At 37.0% G+C, this 18575-nt stretch carries 19 protein-coding genes; 1 reads left to right on the forward strand and 18 read right to left on the reverse strand.

Features of this window, described 5'->3' with window-relative positions; all coding sequences use genetic code 11:
- Positions 1–143: 143 nt before the first annotated feature.
- From MKY88_RS19795 to MKY88_RS19865, 15 genes are all read right to left on the reverse strand, one after another.
- The gene (locus MKY88_RS19795) at positions 144–686 is read right to left on the reverse strand and encodes an acyltransferase (protein WP_193833035.1); all 543 of its coding nucleotides are present in this window, start codon (positions 684–686) and stop codon (positions 144–146) included.
- A gap of 5 nt (positions 687–691) precedes the next feature.
- Positions 692–1333, reverse strand: a complete 642-nt coding sequence (gene ppaX / locus MKY88_RS19800; protein ID WP_069482584.1) for a pyrophosphatase PpaX — start codon at positions 1331–1333, stop codon at positions 692–694.
- 13 nt (positions 1334–1346) lie between these two features.
- Entirely contained in the window at positions 1347–2168 is an 822-nt protein-coding gene (lgt, locus tag MKY88_RS19805; RefSeq protein WP_328201300.1) for a prolipoprotein diacylglyceryl transferase, read from the reverse strand.
- Positions 2169–2213: 45 nt separating this feature from the next.
- Positions 2214–3149, reverse strand: coding sequence for an HPr(Ser) kinase/phosphatase (gene hprK / locus MKY88_RS19810; RefSeq protein ID WP_025116542.1), 936 nt, complete (start codon positions 3147–3149; stop codon positions 2214–2216).
- A gap of 122 nt (positions 3150–3271) precedes the next feature.
- Positions 3272–3589, reverse strand: coding sequence for a cytochrome c551 (cccB, locus tag MKY88_RS19815; RefSeq protein ID WP_069482586.1), 318 nt, complete (start codon positions 3587–3589; stop codon positions 3272–3274).
- A 52-nt stretch (positions 3590–3641) separates the two neighbouring features.
- On the reverse strand, positions 3642–4484 hold the full coding sequence (locus MKY88_RS19820) for a YitT family protein (protein ID WP_069482587.1): 843 nt from the start codon (positions 4482–4484) through the stop codon (positions 3642–3644).
- Between the two features lie 173 nt (positions 4485–4657).
- Positions 4658–5887 (reverse strand): EAL and HDOD domain-containing protein, encoded by a 1230-nt coding sequence (locus MKY88_RS19825; protein WP_340814525.1) that lies wholly within the window; start codon positions 5885–5887, stop codon positions 4658–4660.
- A gap of 170 nt (positions 5888–6057) precedes the next feature.
- Positions 6058–6702: a VTT domain-containing protein gene (locus MKY88_RS19830; RefSeq protein ID WP_025116538.1), complete on the reverse strand. Its 645-nt coding sequence runs from the start codon at positions 6700–6702 to the stop codon at positions 6058–6060.
- A 255-nt stretch (positions 6703–6957) separates the two neighbouring features.
- Positions 6958–8505, reverse strand: coding sequence for a fatty acid--CoA ligase family protein (locus MKY88_RS19835; protein WP_328201305.1), 1548 nt, complete (start codon positions 8503–8505; stop codon positions 6958–6960).
- A 142-nt stretch (positions 8506–8647) separates the two neighbouring features.
- Complete coding sequence (locus MKY88_RS19840; protein WP_328201308.1) at positions 8648–10582, reverse strand: FtsX-like permease family protein; 1935 nt, start codon at positions 10580–10582, stop codon at positions 8648–8650.
- A complete protein-coding gene (locus tag MKY88_RS19845) occupies positions 10554–11330 on the reverse strand; it encodes an ABC transporter ATP-binding protein (protein ID WP_069482591.1) in 777 nt (258 codons plus the stop codon). The genes MKY88_RS19840 and MKY88_RS19845 overlap by 29 nt, the downstream gene beginning before the upstream one ends.
- Positions 11331–11342: 12 nt before the next feature.
- A complete protein-coding gene (locus MKY88_RS19850; RefSeq protein WP_069482592.1) occupies positions 11343–11768 on the reverse strand; it encodes a hypothetical protein in 426 nt (141 codons plus the stop codon).
- Positions 11769–11779: 11 nt separating this feature from the next.
- Entirely contained in the window at positions 11780–12763 is a 984-nt protein-coding gene (locus MKY88_RS19855; RefSeq protein WP_193833040.1) for a sensor histidine kinase, read from the reverse strand.
- The gene (locus tag MKY88_RS19860) at positions 12763–13467 is read right to left on the reverse strand and encodes a response regulator transcription factor (protein WP_008173292.1); all 705 of its coding nucleotides are present in this window, start codon (positions 13465–13467) and stop codon (positions 12763–12765) included. The genes MKY88_RS19855 and MKY88_RS19860 overlap by 1 nt, the downstream gene beginning before the upstream one ends.
- Before the next feature lie 100 nt (positions 13468–13567).
- The gene (locus MKY88_RS19865) at positions 13568–14560 is read right to left on the reverse strand and encodes a lipoate--protein ligase (protein WP_069482594.1); all 993 of its coding nucleotides are present in this window, start codon (positions 14558–14560) and stop codon (positions 13568–13570) included.
- A gap of 144 nt (positions 14561–14704) precedes the next feature.
- On the opposite strand from MKY88_RS19865, the gene yhfH reads away from it, so the two are divergent.
- The gene (gene yhfH / locus MKY88_RS19870) at positions 14705–14830 is read left to right on the forward strand and encodes a protein YhfH (RefSeq protein WP_008173294.1); all 126 of its coding nucleotides are present in this window, start codon (positions 14705–14707) and stop codon (positions 14828–14830) included.
- 199 nt (positions 14831–15029) lie between these two features.
- On the opposite strand, the gene MKY88_RS19875 is transcribed toward yhfH, so the two are convergent.
- The 3 genes from MKY88_RS19875 to MKY88_RS19885 form a co-directional block, all read right to left on the reverse strand.
- Positions 15030–17219: a YhgE/Pip domain-containing protein gene (locus MKY88_RS19875; RefSeq protein ID WP_193833042.1), complete on the reverse strand. Its 2190-nt coding sequence runs from the start codon at positions 17217–17219 to the stop codon at positions 15030–15032.
- A 131-nt stretch (positions 17220–17350) separates the two neighbouring features.
- The gene (locus MKY88_RS19880; protein WP_008173298.1) at positions 17351–17923 is read right to left on the reverse strand and encodes a TetR/AcrR family transcriptional regulator; all 573 of its coding nucleotides are present in this window, start codon (positions 17921–17923) and stop codon (positions 17351–17353) included.
- Positions 17924–18044: 121 nt separating this feature from the next.
- Positions 18045–18572 (reverse strand): FixH family protein, encoded by a 528-nt coding sequence (locus MKY88_RS19885; protein WP_340814529.1) that lies wholly within the window; start codon positions 18570–18572, stop codon positions 18045–18047.
- Between the last annotated feature and the right edge of the window lie 3 nt (positions 18573–18575).

Here is an 18575-nt window from a genome sequence, read left to right on the forward strand (position 1 = left end):
CTTTAATTTACTTTTCATTTGAATAATATATAAAGGCAAGTTGCAATTTGAAGATAATCTACATAAATCGGCTTCATGATACCAAAAACAAAAGCTACTCCCAAAGATTGTTGGGAGTAGCTTTTTAAACTTATGGACTTTGTTTATTTTTTAGGTGTACACCATTGCACAACTTCATGACGCTTACGCTCTGCCATTTGCTCTGCTGTATAAATAATTTGCATCGGATTTCCCCCTGCTAGGCAGCCAGCCGGCACATCCTTATGTACAAGAGTAGCGGCCGAAACAATGGCGCCATCTCCAATTGTCACACCAGGTAAAATTGTAGAATTCGCACCAACCATTACTTCATGACCAATATGGACATCCCCTAAACGATATTCCTCTATTAAATATTCATGAGCTAAAATGGTCGTATTAAAGCCAATCACTGTATTATCTCCAATAAATATACGTTCAGGATACATAGTGTCTGGCATAACCATTAAGGCTAATGTCGTTTTTTCACCAATGGTCATTCTTAAAAATGTTCGATAAAGCCAATTTTTCACACGTAAAAATGGTGTGAAGCGTCCAATTTGAATGACAATGAAACACTTCATCACCTTCCAAAAGGACACCGTGTCGTAGATTTTCCAAAGAGAATTTGCTCCTTCGACACGATAACGTTCTGTTTTACGCGCCATATAACTTACCCCTCTTTCACAATATCCAATAAATCCGTCATATGATGTAATATATATTCTGGTTGATACTGCTGTAAGTACGCTTCACCTTTAATCGCCCATGCGACACCAGCTGCTCTAACTCCTGCACGATGTCCCGCTTCAATATCATGCGAGTTATCACCGATCATAATTGCATCATCTTTGTCGATGCCTAAGCGTTCCAATGCAAGTAATACTGGTTCAGGATCAGGCTTCACATTTTTCACATCATCTGTTCCAATACGCACATCAAATAGATGTGCTGCTCCAAGGATAGATAACCCACGATCAATCGTATCATTCCGTTTTGTCGAAACAATCGCCAATAGTATGCCTTGCGCTTTTAATTGCTCTAATGTCGAAACAACATCAGGGTATTGGCTAACAAGTTCATCATGATGCTCTATATTCCAAGCTCGATATTTGGCTATTAAAGCTTCCTCTTCACCTGGTGCAATGTCATTAAATGTCTGCTTGAGGGATGGACCAATGAATTTCAAGCAATCTTTTGGCGAAAATTGCCCGGGAAATCTTTCATTTAAAACATGCATAAATGTTTGAATGATTAATTCATTTGTATTCAGTAAAGTTCCATCAAAATCAAATAGTAGTGCCTTTACAGCCATATGTTACATCCCCTTATTTATTATCTAAGTATTTCATGGCTGGTTTAACCTTTATTCTCCGATAAATAATGGCTCCAAGACCTACTACAATACCTATAATAGATACAATCTGTGCTGAGCGTAAATCGCCAACTAGGTAAAGACTATCTGTACGCATTCCTTCAATGAAGAAACGACCAATGGAATACCAAATTAAATAACTGAAGAAAATTTCCCCACGATTTAAATTTACTTTACGTAATATTAGTAAGATAATGAGCCCAATTAGATTCCAGACTGATTCATACAAAAACGTAGGATGTACATAAGTACCTAATTCTTCAATATACATTTGATTGATAATCCAATCTGGTAACATTAAATTTTCTAGAAATTCCTTTGATACAGGACCACCATAAGCCTCTTGATTCATAAAGTTGCCCCAGCGACCGATAATTTGTCCAATTAAAATACTAGGCGCTGCAATATCCGCTACTCGTAAAAAGCTTACATTTTTAATACGAGTAAATATGTAAGCCGTCACAAATGCACCAATTAACGCACCGTGTATAGCAATACCGCCATTCCATATCTCAATGATTTTACCTGGATTTTCACTATAGTAATCCCAGCGCATTGACACATAATAAATGCGCGCACAAATGATGGATATCGGAACCGCCCACAATAATAGGTCTGCAAGAAAATCCTCAGGCAATCCTCGCTTTACGGCCTCTCGTTGACCCACCACATACGCTAAAATAATACCCGATACGATAAGCAGCCCATACCATCGAACTGGAATTGGCCCTAAATGAAAGGCAATCGGGTTAATTTGTAAAAGTAATAAATCCATCTTTTGCTCCTCTCCAACTAGCTGTTACCAAAGAACGGTTAACTATTAATCATCTAACACATCGTTCGACGATATAACTTCATCTAAACGTCTTGAAAATTCTTCAGCCGCATTTACGCCCATTTTCTTTAATCGGTAATTCATAGCTGCCACTTCGATAATTACAGATACATTTCGTCCTGGTCTTACCGGAATTGTTAATTTCGTTAATTCCGTATCAATAATTTTCATCTTTTCTTCTTCTAAGCCTAATCGATCATACACTTTTTGTGGGTCCCAAATTTCCAACTCAATAATAAGGGTAATACGTTTATACGGGCGGACTGCACTTGCACCAAATAGTGTCATAATATCAATAATGCCGATTCCTCGTATTTCCAATAGATGCTCTAATAGAGGTGGTGGACTACCAATTAGTAAATTCTCTGATTCTTGTCGAATCTCAACACAATCGTCGGCAACTAAACGGTGACCTTTTTTGACAAGCTCAAGAGCTGTTTCACTTTTACCTACACCACTTTTACCAATAATCAGGATACCGATGCCATACACATCAACAAGTACACCATGTGCAGCTGTCATTGGCGCTAAACGGCCCTCTAAATAGTTGGTTAATCTACTTGAAAATTTGGTTGTTGTCATATGTGTTTTAAATACAGGAACATGCTTTTCGTTGGAAGCTTGAATCAGCTCCTCAGGTACTTCTAAATCCCGAGAAATTATAATTGCAGGTGTATCCTGGGAACAAAGTAAACGCATCCGCTCAAGCTTGATATCAGTTGGTAACATTTCAAAAAAGGACAGCTCCGTTTTGCCAAGCAATTGTACCCGATTAGCTGGATAATGTGTAAAATACCCTGCCATTTCAAGTCCTGGTCTTGAAATATCACTTGTCACGATCGTTCTGCCGATTCCTTCCTCTCCTGCTAATAACTCTAACTTAAATTTCTCCATAACATCTCTCGTTAATACTACGACCAATTAAAAAGCCTCCAATCAATGGATAAGGTTCTCCTTATTTTAGCATGTCTATGTATAAAAGAAATGTATTTACTCTTCACAAAAAAAACTAGCAGCTCTCCAGCCCGCTAGTTTTTGAAGTATTATTTTTGAGTAGCTAACCATTTAGCAACTGCTTCAGCATCTGCGCCTTTTACAAGTCCTCCAGGCATGCCATTTTTACCATTATTAATAATATCTAAAATTTCCGATTCCGATAAACGAGAACCTACATCGTTTAATGCTGGTCCATTGGCACCTTGTAGCTCGCCACCGTGACATGTCACACATGATTTCATTGCGATAGCTTCTCCATCTGGAGCAGTGGCACCTTCATTGTTAGTTGCCTCTTTATCTCCGCCTCCACAAGCTGCTAAGAAAATTGCTGAACCGAACACTAATGTTAACATTGCTTTTTTCATTAGTACCCCTCCTCATAATCGATAAATACCTTACGCCGCCATTATACCAAAATTATGCACGTTTGAAACCTTCTCCTAATACCTCATAGGCATCCGAAACGATGACAAACGCTGATGGGTCAACGCTTTTAATGAGTTGTTTCAGCTTTGTGAATTCTGTCTGATAAACAACAACCATAAGAACTGGTCGCGCCTCTCCTGTATAGCCCCCAAATGCTTGTAACTTAGTTACACCCCGATTGATTTCAGCATAAATGGCTTCACGTACTTCATCTTGTTTCAACGTAATAATATAGACCATTTTTGATTGGCTAAAACCTAGCTGAATAATATCAATCGTTTTGGTTGTTACATAAAGTCCAATGAGGGCATACAAACCTTTCTCTAAATCAAAAACAACTGCTGCACTAATCGCTATGATTCCATCTATTAACAGTACACTTGTACCAAGCGTTAATCCAGTATACTTCGTAATGATTTGCGCTAGTAAATCAGTGCCACCAGTAGAAGCATTCCCTTTAAAGACCAGTCCTATTCCTAATCCCACTACTATTCCGCCAAAAAGAGCTCCAAGCAAAGGATTGTCCGTCCATGGCTCCCAGCTATTTGTTAGCAAGACAATAAACGGTAATGTAATCGTACCAATAAATGATTTTATGCCAAATTTTTTGCCGAGTAATAAAACACCAGCAATAAATAGTGGAATATTAAAGGCATATTGCACAATACCCGGATTCCAGCCAAATAATCCATGCAAAATCGTACTAATTCCACTTACCCCTCCGGAGGCAACCTGATTTGGTAATAGAAAGACATTAAAACCAATAGCAATCACTGCCGCTCCTACAATAACATACACATAGTCCACAATGTTTTCCCTAACATCATGTCTCATTTCCCCACGCCCACTTCAACTATCAGAATTTTTTTAAGACGAGATGATTATAGCAAATACTTTACACATTGAGAACTTCATCTTGATGAAGAGATTAGCTATTGTGGAGGATAAAAATAAGCTATCTTATACTGAATGTAAGATAGCTTTTTGTACGAAATATTGGCACTTACTTAAAATGAATTTTCTGCCCATTCCATTGCCTCATAATATAAAAGATCCATATCGTTGAGCGGGATATTTAATTGAGCACCTAGCTCCTCTAAACGTGCCCAATCCAATTTGCCAAGAGCGATACTAAATTCTAGAAATGGTGTCATCTCTGTTTCATGTCCTAGGATTGTATTTGTAATATCTTCTGAAAATGGTAGCTGATGCAATATGCTGCTCATAGGTCTTTGCAGTAATGTGTCAATGAGCGAAAACATACCTACAAGGAAATATTCCGAAAAATTCTTTTTGTAGGACAGCTTGGCTAGCTTCTCACAAACTTTTGCTCGAAACAAGGACATACACATTACTTCTTTGAAAAGATCTGAATCCCCATCAATATCAATTTCTCGCATCGCTAATAGATAAATCCATTTTCGTAAATTGGATATCCCTAATAACACAATTGCTTGTTTAATGGAGCGTACTTTAGATTTTGAACGCTTAGAAGAATTATTAATCATTTGCAATAATTTATACGTCAAAGAAATATCTCGTTCGATGTTTTCTGCTAATAATTGAATATTTGGTTCTTCTTCTTTTAGCAACGAGATGATATGAATATACTGAATCGTATTAGCAGGTATATCTGTTGCTTTTATTATTTGAGGTTGTTCAAAGAAATAGCCTTGAAATAAGACGTATCCAGAAGATTTAGCCACTTCAAATTGATGACGAGTCTCTACTTTTTCAGCGAGCAATTGAATATGTGGATAATTTCCCTTTACTTTATTTTCAATCTCCATTCTTTTAACCATCGATGTTGCTAGAAAATCTACTTTTATATAATCAACTTGTTCAAATAATTCATCATAGATTTCAACATGTTCATCCATAATAAAATCATCTAATGCAATTTGAAATCCATATTTTTTTAGCTCCACCACGCGTTTTACTAATTGTGATGTCAGTGGAACATCCTCTAAAATTTCAATGACAACTTGTGAAGGATTTAAAAATTCATGGATGGAGCTCATTAATAAGTTATCAGTAAAATTAACAAAACCCGGCTTACCTTTCGTTACTTCTTCAAAACCAATTGAAAGAAATGAGTTCACCAGTACATCAATAGTTGCTGCATCTGAATCAACCATAGGAAAGGCATTAACGTTTTTGCTACGATATAATAATTCATACGCAACGACCTGTTCGTGAAGATTAAAAATAGGCTGCCTGCCAATAAATACTTCCATTTCGTTGCCCCCATTTCTCCACATTCTAGTAATTAATAGTATAGCATTTTTTACGACCTGATGCTTATACTTCAATATAATTTATCAACACCATTATAGATTTACTAGATCTTTTTTCTACCTAAAAAAGACAGTCCCAGTGATGTGGCATCACGTTAGGACTGTCCAAATTATTTGCCAACTTTGGCTTTTATCGCACCAATTACGGCAGGTACAACAGAGATAAAAATAATCAATATAAGCACAACTGAAAAGTTATCTTTTATAATAGGAATATTACCAAAGAAATAACCAAGTAATGTACAGCTGAATACCCATAAAATAGCACCTAAAATATTATAAAGTAAGAAGTAGCTATAATTCATTTTACTTGCTCCCGCTACGAATGGGATAAATGTACGAATAAATGGCATAAAACGAGCTATCACAATTGTTTTTCCGCCATGTGTATTGAAGAATTTTTCAGCTGCTTCCATACGTTCTTTTTTAACAACTCTTCCGAGAAGACTCTTTGGAGGAATCGATGTTCCAACTTTATGACCAATATGGTAATTCATTGTATCACCTAAAATGGCAGCTGCTAAAAACACTGGTATTAATATCCACATATCAAAGGCTCCCATTGCAGCAGCCAATGTACCACTTGCGAATAGTAATGAATCACCTGGTAAGAATGGGAAAATAACGACGCCTGTTTCTACAAAAACAATCGCAAATAAAATAAGATAACTCCAATTGCCAAAATCACGAATGATTTCTTCTAAATGCACATCGATATGCACAATAAAGCTTATTAACTCCTGAATGAGTTCTATCATGTTTTTGTATGCTCTCTTTCAATAGTATTTTTACCTAAAAGCTTTGACGTAGCCTTACATCAAAGGGTTCCAGTTTTGTACGTCTTTTTACATTACTCCCTCACTATATGACAAGCTATTGAAAAGTATGTAGAAGATTTCACAAGTTTGATTTTATCACTTACAGATAACTTACCTCAACTCATTTTACTATTATACGAATAATGTACACAAAAAAAGAGCTACCATTTTTCAATAGTAGCTTTTTTCGTTTTATACTTTTTCTTTTAAGGAACGGCGAAGTATTTTTCCAGTCGTATTTTTAGGTAATTCGTCCAAAATTTCAATGACCTTTGGAACCTTATATTTCACCATATGCTTACCACAATACGATAGAAGATCTTCCGTCGTAGTGGCCGCCACCTCTTTTAATACAACATATGCATGAACTGCCTCTCCTAAGTTAGGATCAGGGAATCCAACTACCGCTGCCTCTACAATGTTATTATGGGCAAACAATACTTCCTCGACCTCTCTAGGATAGACATTAAAGCCTCCTACAATGATCATATCTTTTTTACGATCGACAATGTAAAAATAGCCTTCGTCATCCACTCTCGCTAAATCCCCTGTATAGAGCCAGCCATCGCGGATTGCCATAGCTGTTTCCTCTGGCATTTTATAATACCCCTTCATTACGTTAGGGCCACGTACAATTAACTCCCCAACCTCGCCAACAGGTACTTCCTGACCGTTTACATCAACAACTCTATTTTCCACATTGCTAATCGATGTACCAATAGATCCAGCTTTACGGTCACGATCCAAAGGATTAAAGCATGTCACAGGTGATGCCTCTGACAAGCCATATCCTTCTGACACACGCACATTAAATTTCTGCTCGAAATTATGTAATAGTGCAACAGGTAAAGAAGCTCCACCTGAAATAGCTAAACGAATTGTCGAGAAATCTTCCGGATTGCCTTCAGGTAACTGGTATAAGAAATTATACATAGTTGGTACCCCAGCAAAGACGGTTGCTTTTTGCTCTCGTGCTAAAGCAAAAATTTCTGTAGGGCTAAATCTAGGTGCTAGTAAAACTGTTGCTCCACTTAATAATGGCGCATTTACAACAACTGTTAAAGCAAAGACATGGAATACAGGTAAAGTGGCAATGACACGGTCCTTTTCTTGGATACCTAAATAATGGGCAACATCACGAGCATTTGAATAGACATTTTCATGCGTAAGCATCGCTCCTTTTGGAGTGCCAGTAGTGCCCGAAGTATATAAAATAATAGCATTGTCATCATCTGCCACTTCAACAGGTTGTAAAGATTGAGAAGTATTCGCGACGATTTGTGTAAATAAATGGGTTTTTTCTTGCGCACTTGGTGATAAAGTCGCTACTTTTTCCGCTACATCTGCCGTTGTTTCACAGACTACAAATGCTTTTACCTGTGGAAATGCTTGTACACCTTTTTCCACCAATGGCAGCAAAAGATCCAGCGCAATGACCGCTTTTACATCGCCATTATGCAAAATATAAGAAATTTCATCTGGTGTATAAATTGGGTTAACAGGGATTGCCGTTGCCCCTAAACGCATTGTTGCATACAAAGCAATTAAATAATGTGGTGTATTGCCGAGTAAAAACGCCACATGATCCCCTTTTTCAACTCCTAAATCTTGTAACCCCTTTGCAAAACGACCAACTGTTTGCTCGAATTCTCCGTATGTCGTATCTTTCCCCATAAAATGATACGCAACTTTATCCGGCTGTTCTGTTGCCTGTTGACGAACACGTGAAACTAAATTCAATTACACCATCCCCTTATCGTATAAAATGAATCGTTATTCAGTAATATTATATAAGAAATATATGTAAAAAACAATGAGTCTTTTTATTTCATGTCATATATTACGTTAAATATTTCATTTTTTTCTCTTTTAAACAAATACATTACGAACGAATATGAGAAATGTATCGCCAACGAATTAAATAAAAATACACTACTTGTATTAATACAAAAAAGCCAAAAGCAAAGAATACTTCTTTGACAATAGAAATATTCGCGATATCTTTCAAAATGCCCTGTACCATTAGAAACGCAAAGGCACTGTGCATCATGGCAACGCCCCATGGTAAGAAAAATTGAGGAAATAAATGGCGGTTAACAAGCTTCTTTAACTCTATTTCCGTTAAACCCATACGCTTTAACACATCGAATTTACGCTTTTCTCTCTCTAGTGACGTATGCAATTTAAAATAGATAAAACTTCCTGCAGCTAGTAAGAATACGGTAGCTACTAAAACCCCCACTAATGTAAATAATGAGTAGGTAGCTAATATATAAGAATAATTTAAACCGGCATTTTCAAAGTAGAATGGACTAAATTTATCCTTTTTAAGAAAATATAAATTGGATTCTAAATAATCTATGTCCTTACCGACTTCTTTTGTTTCCATCCACTGTGGAATGACAAATGTAAATAAATGATAGCTTGGTTGAATAATGTTTTTCTCAGAAATAGGATGAATAAGCTTTGCAAAATCCTCATCACTAATAACGATCGAATTCACGCTTACAATTGAACCAGGAAACACAATCTTTGGATAAACACTATCAATCGTAATTGGTATCGAATTTTCTTCAAGCACTGTATGCACAACTCTATTTTTTAATTTTTTTAGAGAATCCTCTGAATAAGGAATAAATACCGCTTCACCGGAGCCAAGATTTAGAAGTGGATAACTATAGGAAGATAGCAAGACATTCATATCAGACTCACGAAAAACCTCTACTTCATTTTGTGTGAAAGAAGATGTTTGCTTAACAACAACAAAGCGGGACAGCTGATAGGATAACCCCTTGTCTTCTAATTGCAGACGCAAAGAATTTATATGCTCTCGCTCATAAGGATTATCGATATCTCCCTTATAAACTAAACCCAATGGATTTAAACGATCATATTGAGTTGTGTAAGAAGACATTGTTGCTAATACACCTACAGATAAAAATGCGAGTGTGGACACCATAGTAACAACAAAAAACATTTTCACATTATCCATCATAATATGAGTTTGCTCAGCAAGTGAGAGCAGACGATAACGTTGCCAATGAAATTTACGTTTACCCCGTGCTAAGTCTAAAAGACATGGAACAGAGTCGCTGAAAAAATAATAAGTACCAAATGTTGCTGAAAATGGTATTAATAGCGTTAGTCCTATTAAAGATGTATGCCCCACAACAAACGCTAGAATATAAGTCCCTAAAATTAAAGTAATACCGTATATAGCCCGAATTTTGGAATAGGTTGTTAAACTATTTAAATAATCGCTACCTTTAATTAGATCTCGTAATTTCCTCTCTCGTGTAAAATATACACTAATAAAAGAAATCACGACAAAGGCACTTGTGAATACACCTATTGTCAGTAGGAATGGCTGCCAGGAAACATACAATGGTAATTCATCCAAATGTAAAATTTCCCGCACAATCATGAAAAAGAATTTTGAAAAAGAAAAGCCAAAAACAATTCCCACAATGATGGAGCCTGCCCCAATAATCATTGTCTCAAGAAAGACAAGTTTATTCATCTGACGCTTTTCCATTCCTAGATGCAATAAAATCGCAAATTCATGTGATCTAGCCTCTAAAAACGCACTCATAGAATAGTATAGAAAGAATAACGTAAAAAGGACGAGTACAATTTCAGCACCCACCATGCCAATAAGTGATACTTCTCCTAATATTCCGCGTTCAATATCAGGATGAAACATCAGCATTGAATAGATAAAAAATACAGCCACAGAAAAAAAGCTCGCCATGAAAAAGGCACCATATATCCGGCTGTTCCGTACGACATTACGGTAAGCGAATTGTCGAAAGGTCACCTACTTGCCCTCCTCCTAGTAAGCTCAAAACATTTAGTATGCGTTGGAAAAACATTTGACGACGGTCATCTCGGTAAATTTCGTTGAAAAATTCGCCATCTTTTATGAATAGCACTCGATCACAGTAACTTGCTGCAATTGGATCATGCGTTACCATCACAATCGTCGTGCGTTTATCTTTATTTACTTTCGTTAAAAGTTCAAGTACATCACGTGAAGAATTTGAATCTAAATTACCTGTTGGCTCATCTGCTAAAATGAGGCTCGGATTATGAATAAGTGCTCGACCAATGGCTGTTCTCTGTGCTTGTCCACCAGAAATTTCGTTTGGACGCTTGTGCAAGAAGGGTGTCAAATCTAACTTATCGACAATGTTAGCCAGCCGTTCCTCCATTACCTCTAATGGTTGCTGGTCCAATGTTAACGGCAACACAATATTCTCCTCAACTGTTAGCATATGCAGAAGATTGAAGTCCTGAAAGACAAAGCCTAGCTGCCTTCTTCTAAAATAGGCTAGCTCCGTTGCATTAAGCTTATGAGGATTCATGCCATCTAAAATTATCTCACCACTCGTTGGTTCATCAATAGTAGAAATAATATTCAATAATGTTGTTTTACCACTTCCGGAAGGGCCCATAACTGCTAAAAATTCGCCTTCTTCCACCTCAAAGCTCAATTGATTTAAGGCGCGATGTGTGACCTTGCCTTCATAAACTTTTGTCACATCATTAATTTGTAATATAGGCATGCTAAATTCACCTTATTTCTTCATTAATTCTAATGATTGCGGTAAAAGCCACTGTAATACAACTTCAAAGCCGATTTGAAAATACGGCTCTGTTAATCCTAAAACGGACTCTTCCGCTACCAAACTAAAACAATGCTCTCCAATAATGACATCCCAGGCATCCATTTCTCCCTCTAGAATTTCACCATATACAGTGTAATGTCCACTATACATAATCTGTTGACCATCTACAGGAAACGCATTTAATAATGTTGGTTGTTGTAAGTTTAACCCAAGGATATTTGAAAAATGCAGTAGTTCTTCATTTAGCACTTCATTTGCCATGACGAAATTTTGATAAGATACTTGATCACCCTCTTGCAAATGTGTCATATAAAGAGACTTTGTTTTCTCCTTATCAATATTTAATAGCCAGCCTTCAAAGCTTACTTCTGTCATCCTAGCTCCCCCTAATTTGTAAATGTCACTGTAACAATCGTCCCTTTTCCGACTTCTGATGAAATAGCCAATTCATGTCCAAGCTTCTCGCAAATTTCCTTGGCTAAATAAAGGCCCATCCCAGTAGACTCCCCTGTTTTTCGCCCATTTTCACCAGTAAAAAAGGCCTTTGTAACACGTGAAAGGTCGGAAGCCGGAATACCGATTCCCTCATCGCAAATGGCTAGCTGTACATAATCATCCTTTTTAATAGCAGAAATGACTATTTTTTTATTGGCTTCAAATGTGTATTTCACTGCATTGGTTACAAACTGACCGAGAATGAAGCGCAGCCATTTCGAATCACTCGCCACAATAAGATCATCTTCAATATGAATTTCAGGGAATACTCTTTTCGTAATAAATAAACGTTTATTCTCATTAACAGTTGCAGTCACTATGGCCTTTAATGCAACCTGCTCTACTTGCATATCATCTTCGAAGTTTTCTAATCGTGCATTTACAAGCACCATGTCTAAGCCTCTACGTAAACGATCAATTTCCTCCTGCACATTTTTCTTATCTAGAGGGCGATCATCCTGCAACAGTAACTCAATGACAGCGATGGGTGTTTTCATCTGATGCACCCACTGATTCATAAATTGATCATGACGTTTTTGACTGGCGTATAATGAATGCAGTTCATGTTGATAGAGTCGATATAACTCATGCATATATTTCTCTGTTTGCATTGCTTCTGGCGTTTTGGCGTTTTTTTGTAACACATCCTCCATTGCTGTTGGAAGCTGGGATATTTTCAACAAATAACGTTGTTGCATTAAATAGCGAACAAGTAAAAATGAACATAGCAGCACCAGACTGATACAGAAAGAATATATAGCTGTATCGATATTTCTGAATCCATCTAGTCCATATAAGACCATGATGAAGCCAACTAATAAGAGCTGAAATACAATAAATGATGCATAATCACGTAAAAATAATTTCAAACCCACTATAATTCACCCGCACTCAATATGAATCGATAGCCTGCGCCACGCACAGTTTCAATAGTTGATGCAATTTGATAATCCGCTAATTTTTTACGGACGCGAGTCATATTAACATTCAACGTATTTTCATCGACAAATGCTTGATCATCCCAAAGTTCCTCTAATAGTTGCTCCCGTGTTACTACTTTCGGGGCATTCCCCATAAGCAATTCTAAAATAATGCACTCTTTTTTCTGGAGTGGGATTTCTAATTCATTTTTATGCAGCTCCATCCTCTCTAAATGAAGAATAAGCTGCCCTTGCTTTATTGTCCGCTCCTCTTGCCTTGTAGCATACTCACCATATGTACGACGCAAATGACTACGAATTTTAGCCAAGACAATTTCATAATTAAAGGGCTTTGTAATAAAATCATCGCCCCCATTTTCAAGTGCAAAAATTTGGTCCATTTCCCCTGAACGAGCAGAAATAAAAATAATTGGACACGTTGTATGTTGACGTAGCTGACGGCACCAATAGTAGCCATCATATGAAGGTAAATTTATATCAAGCAGCACCATATGTGGATTAAATGCTGTAAATTCTTCTATAAGATGATCAAATTCTTGAATGGTTTCAACTTCGTATTGATATTTTCTAAGCGTTTCCGCTAGTAATGATGCAATCTTCACATCATCTTCAACTATGAATATTCGATGCTTTTCCATACCAACACTCCTTTCTAACTATATTGTATCAAAAAAAGGTTCGACGACATAATTGTCAGCGAACCTTTAGGCTAAATCATTTCATGACATCGAATTTTTCTTAATAAATTAATTGTAAAAAGTCTTCTGTTGAGATTCCACCAAAATATGTAGGAATATCAATATCTGCTAATGCTTCTGCTATAGCCGTTCTATCATGGTTTGTCCCAACTAGGCGTTGTTCTATATCAGTCATATCCCCTACACCAAAGAAATCACCAAAAATATGTGCCTCTTCGATGACACCATGATTAACTTCAAGGCGAATATCAATACCTCCTGTTGGGAAACGGTGCGTCTTTTGAATATTAAAGCGCGGTGATTTACCATAATTCCATTCCCATGTTTGATAACGTTCTGCTGAAAGCTTATGAATATTTTCCCAATCTTTATCCGTCAGTTCATAATAACGAATGTTTGCTTCCCCACCGAAAATGGATTTTAAAATTTCAAGACGGAATTCTTCAATCGTCATCTTCTCTTTTAAAAACTCCGAAATGTTTGCTACTCGGGAACGAATGGATTTAATTCCTTTAGATTCAATCTTATCCTTTTTGACTTTCAAGGCTGACACAACGGCATCTATTTCAGTATCAAACATCAACGTACCATGACTGAACATACGGCCTCGTGTAGAAAACTGAGCATTTCCGGAAACTTTACGCCCCTCTGCCAGAATATCATTACGTCCTGATAGCTCTGCATTCACACCCATTTTTGCCAAAGCATCTACTACTGGCTGCGTGAATTTTTTATAATTCATAAAGCTATCGCCATCATCGTTTGTAATAAAACTGAAATTAAGATTTCCTAAATCATGGTACACTGCTCCACCACCAGACAAACGGCGAACAACAATAATGCCATTATCCTCTACATAATCCGTATTAATTTCTTCAATGGTATTTTGATTTTTACCGATAATGATGGATGGCTGGTTAATATAAAAAAGTAGCACTGGCTCCTTTTCAACATCCATTGTTTTAAGTAAATACTCCTCAATAGCAAGGTTAACACGCGGATCATGGATCCCTTTATTATCAACGAAAATCATAGTTTACGTTTCCTCCTTCACAAAATATCCATATTTATTTTAACGCAAATTAGGCGTTTTGTGTTGACGAAAAGCATCTGTTATAATACACTAGAAAATATCATAACAGTAATAGTACAGATGAACTTAAAGGAGGAGTCCACAATGTTAGAAAACGTAGTTGAATTTTTCAAGAATTTGCCTGCTAAGCAATGTACAGAGTGCGGTGAAAAAATTGAAGAACAAAGTGAATGCTACTGCAACACTTGTGAAAAATGTAACCACCTATAAGCATTTGCCTATTCTGTAATTGTCATTTACGTGCCCCACACGTAGTAATAATGACACTCTTCATCATATTTTGATGAACCTTTAATTAAATCTCTTACACTTACAAAACAACAGCTGATACGCTCATATCAGCTGTTGTTTTTTGCCGTTTAAAGACAAAATAAAGCACCCACCTCAGTTGGTGAGTGCTTCAACTATTTTAGTTTTCCTCAGCTATTTTAGAGTAACGTTTGTTATGCAATAGCATGAAATAACCGAATGTGATGGCTAAGAATGCTACTAAGAAGCCAGCTAAAACTCCATAGTTTTGCATTAAGAATGACGTATCGCCAGTAGAAATGCTAGACTTAAATGCTTGAACCGTATAAGTCATCGGTAATAATTTGTTAAATACTTGTAATGGTGATGGAATTAATTCAAGTGGGAAAGTACCTGCACTTGTTGTTAATTGTAAAATCAATACAACAATTGCCATGAAACGTCCTGGATCACCAAAGATTGAAACAAGCATTTGGATTAAAGCTAAAAATACATAGCTTGTTAATAATGCTGTTAAGATAAAGTAGCCCATGTTATTTACTTCAAGTCCTAGACCCCATTTAACAATAACTACTGTTAGTACCGTTTGCACTAAACCTACGACTGCTAAAACAGTCACTTTACTTGTGAACCAAGATGCGCCATTTTTTGGACGGATAGCTGGTTCAACAAGTGGGAACACAATTGAAATTAATAATGCACCAACGAATAATCCTAGAGAAATAAAGTATGGTGCAAAACCTGTACCATAGTTAGGAACATGGTTGACTGATTCTTTTTCAACTTCAACTGGACTACCTACCATGTCGTAAGTGTCTTGATTAGCTTTTACTTCATTTGCTTTTTCACTTGCCTCACCTAACTTACCTGATAATGTAGACGTACCGTCAGCAAGTTCGGTAGAACCATCTGCAAGTGTTGCTGAGCCTTGTGCTAGCTCACCAGATTTTGAAGCAAGGGTAGATGTACCTTGATTTAATGTCGTTGTACCATTAGCTAATTCATTTAATCCAGATGCCAATGTTTTAGAGCCAGTTACAGCTGTATTCACACCAGCATTTAGTTCCCCTAATTTTGCAGCTAATGTTGCATTACCTGCTTGTAGACCTTTGGCACCTTCTACTAAAGCATTACTTTTTGCTGTTAGAGCATTAGCACCTGCTAGCACCTCAGCTTGCCCTGCTGCAATTTGACCTGCACCTGAGCTTACTTGATTAGCACCAGCTTGTAATTTTTCTGTACCTGCAGATAATGATGTTAAACCGTTATGCACACTAGCACTACCTGCTTGTAGCTCTGCTAATGTTTGCTTTAATGCCGCTGCTTGTTCCTCTGGCATTGAAGCCATCATCGTTTGTAACTGGTTGGATAACGCTGTAATGCCTGCTTCCACCTTAGCAGAACCAGCAGTTAATTGGTTCGCTGCACCATTTAATGCACCTGCATTTTCAGCAATAGAAGCTGCACCTGCACTAATTTGTTGCTGTTTATCGTTTAAAGTGTTTAAACCTGCCCCCACTTTTGCAACACCTTGTGTATATTGTGATAATCCTTGTTCAAGGCTAGTTGCACCATTGGCAGCTTGCTGAGCACCTTGTTGTAATTGTACTGTACCATCTTGAAGTTTAACTAAACCACTAGATAAATCATTTGCACCTTTTGCAGCATCTCCAGCACCTTTTGTTAATTTATCTGTACCATTTGACAGTTCAACTGTACTTGATGCTAGCTGTTCAAGATAACCTTTTAAATCTTTTGCACCGTTCGCAACTTTTTGGGCACCTTCATCAAGCTTATTAGAGCCATCAGCGGCTTCTGTAAAGCCATCACCAAGTGTTGCGATAGAATCAAATAATTTTTCAGCGTAAGTTGCTGAAACTTGTGAATTTACTTCTGCACGGACACGATCCATTGCAGTCTCACCAATTTGAGCACCAAGGAAGTTAAGTCCTTCGTTTGGAATGTAGTTCATAACCAATTTTGATGGTTTGTCATCTAATAATGTTGTAGCATGCTCAGAGAAATTTGTTGGAATTTCTAGAATCATATAATAATCACGGCTATTTAAACCTTTTTCGGCTTCTTCTTTTGAGACCTCTATAAAGTTAAACTGCTCGCTATCTATCAACTTATCAACTAAGGTGTCCCCTAAGTCTAATTTTACGTCATCCATCTCAGCACCAGTATCCTCATTAACAACAGCTACTGGAAGATTAGGAAGCCCTGCATAAGGATCCCAAAACGCCCATAAAAACATACCCGCATACATTACTGGAATAAATAATACAGCAATGATTGAGACAAGCATTTTTCTTGTTTTAAAGATCTTCAGCCACTCAGCTTTAATCATATAATATCCTCACTCCTAAACTATTTGACCGAAAACGTCACTCGGTCATTTTTGTTCAAAAAAAATATAAACCCTTCAACCTTTGCAAAAAGAACACTTGATTCGACACTTTTGTGTATATCGAAATCGAATCAAGTTAGAATTAAACCTCGAAAGATTGTCTCCTTGAAAAGATTAAGAATCTTCTCTTCAGGGATCACATCACCGTGTAACTCATGCCAATCGACAACAAACGCAAGATAGGCCTTTAACAGTAAGTAACTAACCAGCTCTGCATCACAATCTCTAATTTCACCTTTATTAATACGTCGCTGAATTAACTCTGCAACATACGATAAAATTTCTGTCTCGATGCGTAGGAGCACCTGTTTAACAGCTGGTGTACGTAGTTCTTTTTCTTCCTCTATTAACTTTGCAAATAAAAGATGTTTTTCACGGAACTGTAGCATTTTCATTAAAGCATTATGTGCATTATCCATAAAGCTTGCTGATGCATCCAACACTGCATCCGCTTCACCCTTCATCTCTCGAACTAGTGACATAGCGATTTCCTGAAATAAAATCTCTTTATTTGCAAAGAATGTATAAATCGTACCTTTACCGACATTAGCTATCTTTGCCACTTGCTCCATTGTTGTTGCTTTGTAGCCAAACAATGTAAAAGATTTTGCAGCTGCTTCAAGAATTTCCTGCCTACGATCCATTAGTAACACCCTTTCTTGTTAGGTTATGTACATCAAAAGTACACTTTCATAAAAATGACCAGAAAACCATTTCGGTCATCTGGTCATTATCATATTCCTATTTTAAAAAAATTGCAAGTGTTTAATGATGATTTTCTTCATCTTTTTTTTCTTCAGCTCGATCAGTATCGTCAGATGTGCCATTATCATGGTTCATCATGTTATTATCCATACTATTATTGCTCTTTTCATCTTCTGGCAAAACTTGTGTCATATCAGGATTTCCTGCAATAATTTCTTGCTTAGGCATGTTATGAACACCATTTGCTGTTGTATGGGCATACATATAATAAACCCCATCATGATCAAATGTAGTTGTCGCTTTATATACGCCATCTTTGTCTAATTTTCCATCAACCATTTGGCCTTCATCACGTTTCCCTGATTCCCACACTTCAAACTCTACTACAGCGTCATCAACATTTTTACCACCCTGCTCAACATGGGCTGCTAGCTCAATTGTTTCATTAAGTGCTACTTCTTTTGGTGTTAAAATTTCAACTTCTGGTATTTGTGGAACTTCAGGCTCTGGTAAAGCCTCTTCTTTTTTTTCTCCACAGCCTACCAATAAGGCAGGAACCGCAATTAGTGCAAATAACCATTTTTTCATTTT

Source organism: Lysinibacillus sp. FSL R7-0073 (assembly GCF_038009065.1).
In the GTDB taxonomy this organism is placed as follows: domain Bacteria; phylum Bacillota; class Bacilli; order Bacillales_A; family Planococcaceae; genus Lysinibacillus; species Lysinibacillus fusiformis.